Below are 11,941 nucleotides of genomic sequence, written 5' to 3' on the forward strand. Positions count from 1 at the left end.
ATATACCGAGGGTTTCGCTCCAAGAAAAGCCCTCGCCATCTAATAAACTACTGTTCAGGAATAATAATAATATATTTGCGCTCTTGCGCATAAGCCCCAAAATATCCAATAGCTTCTCCTTGAATATTAGAAACCGGATTACCGGGAGCGATATTAAATGGCGAATTACTCTGACTCAGAACAAGAAAATAACTGTAATTAGCCTCATCGATACTCGAAAGCTGTACACAAATAGTATCTAACGGCTGCATTTCCAAACCCATCAGAAATTGATAAGTCGAAATTCCATTGAAAAACAAATCGTTACTGATAAAAAAACCATCGTAAAGCGAATCATTCTTAAAAACATCAAAACGATAATAATTTGTCTGCTCTGCCGGATCGGTAAAATGTATTTTTAAAGAATATGTAATCTCATCATTACCCATAAATCCTTCCTCTGTAACCACTAATTCAATAGAATCAATAGCTACGGCTTGTGGCATTCTTGAATTTGCACTTATATTTATTTCGTCCCAATCAATTTCCAGCTTATAATCTAATCCTTCAACACCAACAAAATCATCATTCTTATATAAGCCTGCTTCAACTTCTGAAAACGAAAAGATATCATTTTCGGAACTCGTAACAATAACATTGGCATTACTAACATTTTGATACTCTTGATCTGAAAACAAAGAATTAGATTTTGACAAACGAACAAAAGACTGATTGGTTTGATTACTTACCAAAGCATCTACCACAAGCTGTTCTTCTGTTTCATTAAGGTCTATGTCTATAACTTTTTCGCAAGAAGCAAACACAAACAGCAATAAAATAATTAGCCCAATTTTATATGTAATAAATCGCCTCATCAGAAATTAAAATTATATGTAACAGACGGGATTATCTTAAACAACGAAAGCTGTATAGCTTCCATAACATCGGGATTATATTCGTTAGGTTCAAAGGAAATAGAATAAGCATTTTCACGATTATAAACATTATAAATAGAAAAGTTCCAGCTAGAGCGAAATCGTTTTTTTTGCTGAATAAAATTACCGGTCTCCTGATCAAGAACTGTTTTATACTCTTTATTTTTCAAGCTTAAACCAATATCTAAACGATGATAATCCGGCATACGATAGGCATTCCTATCAGAATACAGCAAAACATCCTGTCCGCTAATTGTATATTTTCCTTCGGGATAAGTCACAGCATTTCCGGTATAATAAACCCAATTTGCTGAAAATTGAATACGTGGATTTAACTGATACATTACAATAACAGCAAAATCGTGAGTACGATCTTGCTTAGATGGATACCAGTTATTATTATTTATTTCTTCAAACCTACGTTCGGTACGCGATAAAGTATATCCTATCCATCCTGTTAATTTCCCTTTCCGTTTTTTTAAAAAAAGCTCAAGACCGTAAGCGCGACCTTCTCCAAAAACCAAATCACCTTCTACCAAAGGATTCAGAGTTACCTGAGCATCAATCTTATAATCAATCAAATCCTGCATATCCTTATAGTAAGTCTCAATTGAAAATTCGTAGGTATTTTGTTTGAAATTACGATAATAGCCCATTCCAAACTGACCGGAAGTAGATGGTTTTATATTATTACTACTCGGCAACCATATATCTGTAGGAGATTCGCTTGAAGAATTACTGAGCAAATGCATATACTGGTTAGTGTAGGAATAAAAGGCTTTAAATGATGATTCAGAATTAATTAACCAAGTTCCATTAATGCGAGGTTCAAAACCATTGTAATTTACTACTCGCTCCCACTTATCGTAAACATCGGTTTGAACAATATCTCCATAATTATTAAACGTATAGATATTTCCGGGACCCAATTGCATAAAGTTGGAAAATCTCAAACCGTAATTTAAACTCAAGGAAGGAGATATTTTCCTTTCATTAGCCAAATAAATAGAAGTTTCTAAAGCATAACGCTTCTCCACTTCGAGCGAATTAAAAATTTCATTCGATTCTGAGTTTAGGTCACCAGGATTCATTGTATGGTGAATAAAGTTTAAACCAAACTTCCATATACTGTGATTGTTATGGTAGAACTGATAATCGTGTTTCAGATTATAGTCGATAATATGCGAACCTATTTCAACTCTTCTATCCGATGGTCCGGCAAGAATCTGATAACTGTATTTACTGTAAATTACAGAGGTATTTGAAAATAGCTTAGGATTAAAAATATGATTCCACCGGCTTGTTGCAGTAATATTTCCCCAATTGAACCCAAAATGTTCATCAAAACCAAACTTATCTCTACCAAAATAGCCCGAAACGAATAATCTGTCTTTCTCTCCTATTCTTATATTTGCTTTTGCATTAAAATCGTAGAAATACAATTGTGCATCTTTAATAGCTTCTTCGCTTGCAAATATTGTAAATATATCGGCATAAGTTCTTCGAGCCGAAACGATAAAAGAACCTCTGTCTTTAACAATTGGAGATTCTAAAGTTAATCTTGAGGAGATTAGTCCAATACCACCATTTACACTAAGATTCTTAGCGTTTCCCTCTTTCATTTTAATATCTAAAACAGAAGAAAGACGTCCACCGTACTCTGCTCCCATTCCACCTTTATATAATTTGATATCGCGTAAAGCATCAGAATTAAAAATAGAAAAGAATCCCATCATATGCGATGCATTATAAACAGGAGCTTCATCCAGTAAAATTAGATTCTGATCTGTAGAACCACCTCTAACATAAAATCCCGAACTTCCTTCACCGGCGGGTTTTACACCGGGCATAAGCTGAAGGGTTTTAAAAACATCTCTCTCTCCAAACAAAACCGGAATACTCTCAATTTCTTTAATGCTCAGGGAAGCCACTGTCATTTCGTTGGCACGAATATTTTTATCTTCTCTTTCGGCTATCACTTCCAGTTCGGCAAGTTGTTCTGCCAAAGGCTCTAACTCAATATTTATTACAATATTCGTATTTAGATTTAACGGAATACTTTGCGTTTTAAAACCTACATAGGAATAAAGCAAATCATAAGTTCCGGCTTCTATCTCCAACGAATAAAATCCATAAGAATTTGTTACAGTTCCAACTCCACCTTTACTCTTAAGTCTTAGTGTTGCACCGGGTAAATCCTCTCCTGTTTGTACATCTCTAACGGTACCACTAATAATATATTTTTTTTGCTGTGCAAAAAGTACAGAGAAACTAAAAAACCATATAAAAGCAATAAGAAAATACCTCATAGGCTAAGGGTATATATTCTAATCTTTATAAAGCTGCACATTAATCCAAAAATTAATAGGCTGACTCATCAAATACATTTCACGCATTTTTTTCGGATCAATATTACTTTGAGCTTGTGGCACTCGGTTCATACCGGCATATCTATTTGATCTACCACCGCCTCTACCACCACTTCCGGCAATATTTGGTTTTTTAAATGCTCCTGAGATAATACCAATGCTTAGATTATCCAAAGCATCAAATCCGCCTTTTTTAATTTTGTCTAATCTGATAGCAGCATAATAAGCTAAACTCCCATACTCACCGGATTCCAAATGAAAAGCAAATCCCTTTTCCAAATCACTAACAAGCTCTTCTTCGGTTTCATTGACGCCAAATATGGCTGCCTTCCCAACATCCTTAATTTGCGATTCCAATTCAATCTTTCCTACTTCCGCTGCATTTTCTTTTACAGTTTTACGAAAAAGTTTAGCACTAAATACCTGATCTGTATGACCTAATGGGAAATTAAGCCAAATATTTTTTTCTCTTTTCCCTAAGGTATCTATGTAAATATAAAAGCCTGATTGTATAATTTTTAAAACCGAGGGACGACTCAAAGCCTCAAGGCGAACATACAAAAACTCCTTATCGTTGGAAATTGCGTAGCGTATAGCACTTTGATTATCAAATCCTATGTATTGGATTTCCTTTTGCATTTTGTCTTCTGCTACCGATTTATATATAGGACCTTTATTACAAGAAGTAAATACAACTACAAAAAGCGATACTATGACACTAAGCTTGAGAAGAGAAATAGATTTCATAATTTTTATTTATTGAGTTTACATTTTTTAATAAATAACAAAGATACAGGCAATTTGCTTTATATTATATAAATGGATCTTAAAATTATATATAAAAAAACCGGCAGTAGCCGGTTTAATTTCTCATAGTACAATCTTCTATATCAACTCGTGAATTACAAGACCACTTCTCAACTTTGGTTCAAACCAAGTTGTTTTAGGAGGCATAATATTTCCCGAATCGGCAATATCAATAAGTTGTTGCATAGAAACAGCATATAAAGCAAAAGCAACACGCATTTCGCCACTATCAACACGCTCTTTTAAAGCGCCCAAACCACGGATACCACCAACAAAATCAATTCTTTTTGACGTTCTTAAATCTCTGATATCAAGATATTTCTTCAAAACCCTATTTGAAAGAATTGTAACATCTAAAACATCAATAGGGTCGTTATCGTTATAAGTACCTTCTTTAGCTGTTAAACAGAACCATTTTCCACCAAGATACATCGAGAATTCATGAAGCTTAGTTGGTTTAAATATTTCTGTACCTTTATCTACAACTGTAAAATCGACATTTAAATTCTCAAGAAATTCCTCATCTGTTAATCCATTCAAGTCTTTAACTACGCGATTATAATCGATAATTTTCAACTGATTATCAGGAAAATGAACAGCTAAGAAATAGTTAAATTCTTCTTCGCCGGTATAGTTGGGATTTGCCTTACGCTTTTCTACTCCAACTAAGGCAGCAGCAGCAGTTCTATGATGTCCATCGGCAACATAAGTAAAAGGTACTTTATCTTTAAAAAGCTGTTCTAAACGTTCATTAATATCAGCCTCATTAATTACCCAAAAATGATGGCCAAAGCCATCTTCCGAAACAAAATCGTAGGTCGCAGTTTGATTATTTACAATATCTGCTACAATTTCATCTATTTCAGCTACTGCCGGATAAGTAAAAAATACGGGTTCTATATTTGCATTATTAATACGTACGTGTATCATCCTGTCTTCTTCCTTATCAGGACGAGTAAGTTCATGTTTTTTGATTATACCATTAAGGTAGTCATCAACAGAAGCAGCAGCAACAATACCATATTGTGTCCTACCGTCCATTGTTTGAGCGTAAATATAAAATTTAGGTGTCTCGTCTTGTAATAGCCATCCTTTTTCTTTAAATAAAGTATAATTTTCGACGGCTTTATCGTATACTTCTTGTGAGTGCACATCAATACCAGCCTGACAGTCTATTTCTGATCGTGTAATATGCAAAAGAGAATATTGATTATTTTCTGCCATTGCAGCAGCCTCTTCAACATTCATAACATCATAAGGCAAAGCCGCCAATTTCTCTACTATATCTACTTTTGGGCGAAAGCCTTTAAATGGTTTTAAAATTGCCATAGTTTATTTTAGATTTTGATTTATGTTATTAATATGTATTGTGAGCGTCTATATCATCATCTGCATCCACCCTGTTACCTCCTGATGAAGGATGAGGTGCATTATGGTCGCGCTGAATAGAACCTATAAGGGCTCCAAGCATTTTGGTTAACTCCATTAAATAATTTCTACTGGTTTCTTCTTGCTCATCGCCAAAATAATTCAACTTCACAGATGCCGAAGTAAACATAACACTCTGTCGAATGGCAGTTTTAGCTTCTTTCAGATGAAAAATAAACTGAGTTTTATTCTTAGATGATCCCTCAGCAATCTTTCCGGGGATATTCATAGCTACATCAACAAAAGAATGAGCCAAAGGATTAGCAGCAGCATTTGGAAACATTTCGGTATTAACTTGTACCCAGACATAATAATCGAGTGCTTTTTGATATACACGAAGATCCTCAAAACGAAAAAATGAAGGAGAATAATTAGAGTTGTTCATAGTTTTAGACTATTAGATGGTTATGATAAATAAGCTTTGTTTGCGTTATGTTTTTGCTTAGTTAACTTTGTAGCGCAGGTTTCCATCCTTAATAAACCCCACAATTTGCTGCGCTGCCGCCACTCCAGCATTTATATTAGCCTCTGCCGTTTGAGCTCCCGATTTCTTTGGAGTAAAGAAAAAGCGACCTTCATAGTTCCTTACTATCTCGTCTTTGCAGTCTGGTGCTATATCGCTAAGATACATAAAATCAATACGATCTGCAAATAATTTTAATAAATCTTCTTCGTTTATCACTTCTTTACGTGCTGTATTCACTAAAGTAGCACCTTGTGGCATACTGCTAAGCAGTTTATAATTAATTGATTTTTTTGTTTTATCGGTAGCCGGTATATGCAAGCTTATATATTGACAATTGCTATATAATTCTTCTGCCGAATGTAATACTTTTACGCCTTCAGACTCTATATCTTCATCTTTAACATAAGGGTCGAAAGCATAAACATCCATACCAAACCCTTTCGCCATTGTTGCAACATAACGCCCAACATTACCATAAGCGTGAATACCTATTTTTTTTCCACGCAACTCTGTTCCGGCTTTACCATTAAACTGATTTCTCGCTTGATAAATCATCATTCCTAAAGCTAATTCGGCTACAGCATTAGAATTTTGACCGGGAGTATTCATAGCCACTACATTATTTGCTGTTGCAGCTTCCAAATCAATATTATCGTAACCGGCTCCAGCACGAACAATTATCTTCAAGTTTGATGCGGCTTCTATTACTTCTTTTGTTACTTTATCGCTTCTGATTATTAATGCATCTACATCTTTAACAGCCGATAATAATTCAGCTTTATCGGTATATTTCTCAAGAGTAGCAAAATCAAATCCTGCATCTTCTACAATTTGCTTAATCTGAGCAACCGCTGCAGGAGCAAAAGGTTTTTCTGTTGCAACTAATACTTTTGTCATAACTTAATTATTTATTTATTAATAAATTAAGATTTAATGTTTAGCCTCAAAATCTTGCATTAAAGCAACTAATGCTTCTACACTTTCTTTTGGAAGAGCATTGTATACCGAAGCACGGAATCCACCAACGCTGCGATGTCCTTTCAATCCCACCATATCGTTAGCAGCAGTTAAATCAAGGAACTCTTTTTCAAGAGATTCATAGCCTTCATTCATTACAAAGCACACATTCATTCTTGAGCGATCGTCAACATTTTTTATAGTTGCTTTGAAACATTTGTTACGATCAATCTCATCGTATAAAAGACCGGACTTTTCGATATTCTTTTTCTCCATAAGCTCAACTCCACCTTGAGCTTTCAACCAACGTAATGTTTGTAAGGCAGAAAATATAGGTAATACGGGAGGTGTATTAAACATAGATTCTTTATCGATATGCGTTTGATAATTCATCATTGTTGGAATAGCACGATCTACTTTTCCTAAAATATCATTACGAATAATAACAAAAGTAAGTCCTGCAGGAGCTAAATTTTTCTGAGCACCACCGTATATCACTGCATATTTTGAAATATCTATAGGACGACTAAAAATATCGGAAGACATATCAGCAACTAAAGGAATAGTGCAATCAAAATCATCACGAATTTCTGTTCCATAGATGGTATTATTTGAAGTGATATGAAAATAGTCAGCGTCTTTTGGAACAGTGTAACCTTTAGGAATATAATTAAAAGTAGCATCTTTTGAAGAAGCTACTTCAACAACTTCACCAAAATATTTTGCCTCTTTTATTGCTTTTGTTGCCCAAGCACCTGTATTGAGATAAGCTGCTTTTTTATTCAAAAGGTTAAAGGGAAGCATCAAAAACTGAGTACTTGCACCTCCGCCTAAAAATAAAACACTATAATTATCGGGAATATTAAGCAATTCTTTAAACAGACTTTGAGCTTCATCAACAACAGCAACAAATTCTTTACTTCTGTGAGAAATTTCTAAAACAGACAATCCTGTTCCTTCAAAATTCTGTATACCTTTTATTGTTTCATCAATTGTAAACTCAGGCAAAATAGATGGGCCTGCAAAAAAATTATGTTTCTCCATTTGTTTATATTTTTTGTATTTATTTATCGCTTAGTTAAATATGAACAGAAGCAAGCTGATTAAAAGCAAATACTAAAGCAAATTTTACTAAACTAATATTCGTTCTTATTGATAGACAAAATTAAGTAATATTCGTTTATTAAATAACAGTTTATTAGAATATTTGTATATATTTTCTATACTTGCTTAAATAAGCTTTTCGTTAACCGTAAGAAATAATGTCTTGAAACTGCAATTTTGTAATTTTTTTCATAAATCAACCGGAATTTAATATAGATAGATTCTAAATTATTTTTTTAAGTCGCTGCAATTGTTTATTTTTGGTAAATATTAATTAAAAAATTATTAAAATGTGCTTATCAATTGAAGTTTCAGGAACCATCATTAAAAAAGAATCGTTAACAACAATAAACTCTGATATTAATAATAATATCTTAATACTTGAAACAGCTCATGCTTTCCCGGGATATCACGGTATTATTCCTGAAGAAAAATTACCCGGCTCATTATTTCTAATTACTAAAAAGAAATATTCTAAAGAATTTATTCTTCGATCGGCTAAAGCTTTGAAGAAATCGCTAAAAATGAAATTAGATTTAGCCTCTTCGCGTATTACCCTCAGAAACAATGATGTATTTGCCATAAGAATTAAATGCCTAAATAATTATTCTATTCTGCCTCAGTTAATACAGGCATTATCTGATGAAGGATATCGCTTTGAAAAGTACAGAAACTCAAAAGAATTTTCGAGTATTATTCAAGTTAAAAAGGAATTTCTGTTAGAAGAAATAGAGGCAGGATTCTATCGAGATAAAAGCAATACCGAAACACATTATTTTGAAATAAAAAACGAGCTAAAATGGTACGCTTTTGAAAAAGCCGTTACAGATATTAAATACAACACTAAAGATAATAATTTTGATGCTGCTTTAGCTACTTTTTATAGAGTGAAGGGCGTAATTGATTTGGTTCGTATTTATAAAAAAGACCTCAGTCTTAATGAGCTAAAACAAATAAAAGAAAAGCTGTGTAATTATATTCACGAATAATTCAAGCAGTTTATAATTTAAGGCTTCAATAGAAGTCTTTTTTTATGAAAATTGATAGCTTTGTACAAAATATAAAAAATGAATTTTTTAAATATTTTCAATACGGCTAGTAAGTATCTAACGGACATGCTTACAAAACTAAATATAGGAGAAAAAAATGCCGATTTAATTGCAAATTACAGTTTGCTACTACTTGGAATTCTCATTTCAGTCTTTTTATTTTACATTACACGGTGGATATTAAGGAAATATATTGCTAAACATATACGTAATTCCAAAACTCATTGGGATGATTATTTATTAGAACAACGAATTTTTCACAAAGCTTCCTATTTAATCCCTGCTTTTTTTATCGGATGGACTATCAACAACATTTTTGTTGACTTAGAAACAAGCAAAAATGTACTCTTACTTTTGGTAACAATTTATAAAATTATAATTATCACCAATATTATAAATGCTATACTCGACACCGTAGTTCATGTTTACGACAAGCAATCCAAAAACAAAGAAATACCCGTTAAAGGCTTTGTTCAGGTTATTAAAATATTATTCTGGCTTATAGCTACAATTTTGATTGTAAGCTCAATACTAAATAAAAACCCAACAACCATACTTACCGGATTGGGTGCTATTTCAGCCGTTTTATTATTAGTTTTTAAAGATCCTATTTTAGGTTTTGTTGGTGGAATTCAACTCGCAGCTTTCGATATGGTAAAAGAAGGCGATTGGATTAGTTTACCTAAATATAATGCTGACGGAACGGTAATAGACATTTCTATTTCTACAGTTAAAGTAAGAAATTGGGATAATACCATTAGCACACTCCCAACCTATTCGCTTATTTCCGACTCAGTTAAAAACTGGCGTGGAATGGAAGAATCTGAAGGAAGGCGCATCAAAAGAGCCGTCCTTATAGATACACACAGCATAAAATTTTGCACCCCGGAAATGCTCGAACGTTTTTCGAAATTTGAATTTCTTGATAATTATATTTCTCAGACGGAAAAACTTATTCAAAAATCGAACGAAAAAATAAATACCAAACTTTTGGTTAAAGGAAGAAGACAAACCAATATTGGCGTTTTTAGAGCCTACCTTGTTAATTATCTGGAAAACCATCCCTCTATAAATACTTCTCTTACAACTATGGTCAGGCAGTTAGAACCAACGGAGAAAGGTATTCCAATGGAAATATATGCCTTTAGCAAAATAAAAAGTTGGGTAGAATATGAAAGTATACAGTCAGATATTTTCGACCATATTTTAGCTATTATTCCCGAGTTTGAGCTTTCTGTTTTTCAAGAGCCCAGCGGTGCCGATTTTAGAAAAATATTGAAATAATTTCTAAGTTTTCTCAAAATACTTGACAATACAGAATGGCCAATGTATCTTTGACCGAACGTTTAGTCAAAAAAATATGTGTCCCAAGACAAGTGATCAATTTAAAGATATACGCAAAGAAAAAAGACAATTAATTCTTGATTCTGCTCTTATTGTCTTTGCCCAAAAAGGTTATCATGGAGCCTCCATAGCCCATATCGCCAAAGAAGCAGGAATATCTAAAGGTCTTATTTACAACTACTTTAACAGCAAGGAAGATATTATAAAAGAGACTCTTTCCTCCGGCTTAGAATTTATGTTTGAACAATACCTTATTGACCCGAATGATTTTACAACTGAGAAATTTGCTCATCTTATTGAAATGACCTTCGATTTACTTGAAAAAGACTTTTCCTACTGGAAAATTTATTTCTCTGTTTTAATGCAAACAGAAGTAATGGAATTAGTGCAAGATAAGCTTATGAAAATTTTGATTCCGATAATTGAAACTTTCTCAAAATTTATGGCAAAACTTGGCTTTGAGAACCCACTTGAAGAGGCTCGTTTTTTAGGAGCAACACTAGACGGACTCAGCTTAAATTACATTCTTGATCCTGAAAATTTCCCAAAAGAATATTGTATAAAACGTTTAAAATCAATCTATAACTTACCATAATATAATGAAGTATAAAATTTATATAGCACTTACAGCTTTTCTAATTTTTCAGTTGGGAGCATTTTCTCAAACCGATGAAAGAGCCAAAGAAATCGTGCGAAAAGCACAAAGCATTATGCTAGGGAAAAACAGCAGTTCCACCATGACCATGAACATTATCCGGCCCGAATGGAGCCGGTCGGTTAGCATGCAAACTTGGTCGATGGGAACAGATTATTACATTATTTATGTTACTGCCCCTGCTCGCGACAAAGGACAAGTTTTTCTTAAACGTGAAAAAAATATGTGGAACTGGATGCCACGCATTGGGCGTATGATCAAAATTCCGCCCAGCATGATGATGAGTTCTTGGATGGGTTCCGATTTTAATAACGATGAACTGATGAAAGAAAATTCACTGGTAGTGGATTATACCCACAAAATTGTAGGCGAAGAAACAATTGATGGCTATGCATGTTATAAAATTGAACTCCTTCCACTACCTCAAGCACCCGTAGTTTGGAGCAAAGTATTTCTATGGATATCTAAAGAACACGATTTTGCACTTCGCTCCGAACTTTATGGCAAAAACGATGAGTTGGTTAACCTTCAACTGTCTTCAGAAATAAAAATGATGGATGGACGCCTTTTGCCCTCAAAAATGGTCATGAAACCTGTTCAAAAGCCTGGACATCAAACCGTACTTCTCATTGAAAAAATAAATTTTGATGATCCAAAAATAAGCGCAAAAATGTTTTCTCAACAGATGATGAAGCAAATTCGCCCTAACCAATAGCAATAACCAGATTATGAAAACACTTTTCAAAATAGCCTGGCGAAATTTATGGCGCAATAAAAAGCGATCGCTCATTACTATGGTTTCCATTTTTATGGCGGTCTTACTTTCCATTTTTATGCGCTCTTTGCAA

At 33.6% G+C, this 11,941-nt stretch carries 11 protein-coding genes; 4 read left to right on the top strand and 7 right to left on the bottom strand.

Features of this window, described 5'->3' with window-relative positions; genetic code table 11:
* Positions 1-47: 47 nt before the first annotated feature.
* The 7 genes from J7K39_04605 to serC form a co-directional block, all read right to left on the bottom strand.
* Positions 48-854, bottom strand: a complete 807-nt coding sequence (locus J7K39_04605; GenBank protein MCD6179162.1) for a DUF4249 domain-containing protein — start codon at positions 852-854, stop codon at positions 48-50.
* A complete protein-coding gene (locus J7K39_04610; protein MCD6179163.1) occupies positions 854-3,223 on the bottom strand; it encodes a TonB-dependent receptor in 2,370 nt (789 codons plus the stop codon). Before J7K39_04610 ends, J7K39_04605 begins: the two co-directional genes overlap by 1 nt.
* Positions 3,224-3,241: 18 nt before the next feature.
* Positions 3,242-4,030: a hypothetical protein gene (locus tag J7K39_04615; GenBank protein MCD6179164.1), complete on the bottom strand. Its 789-nt coding sequence runs from the start codon at positions 4,028-4,030 to the stop codon at positions 3,242-3,244.
* Between the two features lie 138 nt (positions 4,031-4,168).
* A complete protein-coding gene (locus tag J7K39_04620) occupies positions 4,169-5,419 on the bottom strand; it encodes a DUF1015 domain-containing protein (protein MCD6179165.1) in 1,251 nt (416 codons plus the stop codon).
* A gap of 28 nt (positions 5,420-5,447) precedes the next feature.
* Positions 5,448-5,903, bottom strand: coding sequence for a four helix bundle protein (locus tag J7K39_04625; GenBank protein ID MCD6179166.1), 456 nt, complete (start codon positions 5,901-5,903; stop codon positions 5,448-5,450).
* Between the two features lie 57 nt (positions 5,904-5,960).
* Entirely contained in the window at positions 5,961-6,881 is a 921-nt protein-coding gene (locus tag J7K39_04630) for a 3-phosphoglycerate dehydrogenase (GenBank protein ID MCD6179167.1), read from the bottom strand.
* A gap of 33 nt (positions 6,882-6,914) precedes the next feature.
* Positions 6,915-7,985, bottom strand: a complete 1,071-nt coding sequence (gene serC, locus J7K39_04635) for a 3-phosphoserine/phosphohydroxythreonine transaminase (GenBank protein ID MCD6179168.1) — start codon at positions 7,983-7,985, stop codon at positions 6,915-6,917.
* 350 nt (positions 7,986-8,335) lie between these two features.
* Here serC and J7K39_04640 point away from each other — a divergent pair, with 350 nt between their 5' ends.
* The 4 genes from J7K39_04640 to J7K39_04655 all read left to right on the top strand — a co-directional run bounded on the left by J7K39_04640 (position 8,336) and on the right by J7K39_04655 (position 11,808).
* The gene (locus tag J7K39_04640) at positions 8,336-9,034 is read left to right on the top strand and encodes a hypothetical protein (GenBank protein MCD6179169.1); all 699 of its coding nucleotides are present in this window, start codon (positions 8,336-8,338) and stop codon (positions 9,032-9,034) included.
* A gap of 78 nt (positions 9,035-9,112) precedes the next feature.
* Entirely contained in the window at positions 9,113-10,378 is a 1,266-nt protein-coding gene (locus J7K39_04645) for a mechanosensitive ion channel family protein (GenBank protein ID MCD6179170.1), read from the top strand.
* 76 nt (positions 10,379-10,454) lie between these two features.
* Positions 10,455-11,033: a TetR/AcrR family transcriptional regulator gene (locus J7K39_04650; GenBank protein MCD6179171.1), complete on the top strand. Its 579-nt coding sequence runs from the start codon at positions 10,455-10,457 to the stop codon at positions 11,031-11,033.
* Between the two features lie 4 nt (positions 11,034-11,037).
* Positions 11,038-11,808 (top strand): outer membrane lipoprotein-sorting protein, encoded by a 771-nt coding sequence (locus J7K39_04655; protein MCD6179172.1) that lies wholly within the window; start codon positions 11,038-11,040, stop codon positions 11,806-11,808.
* The last annotated feature ends 133 nt before the right edge of the window (positions 11,809-11,941 follow it).

Source organism: Bacteroidales bacterium, assembly GCA_021157585.1.
Taxonomy (GTDB): Bacteria; Bacteroidota; Bacteroidia; order Bacteroidales; family UBA12170; genus UBA12170.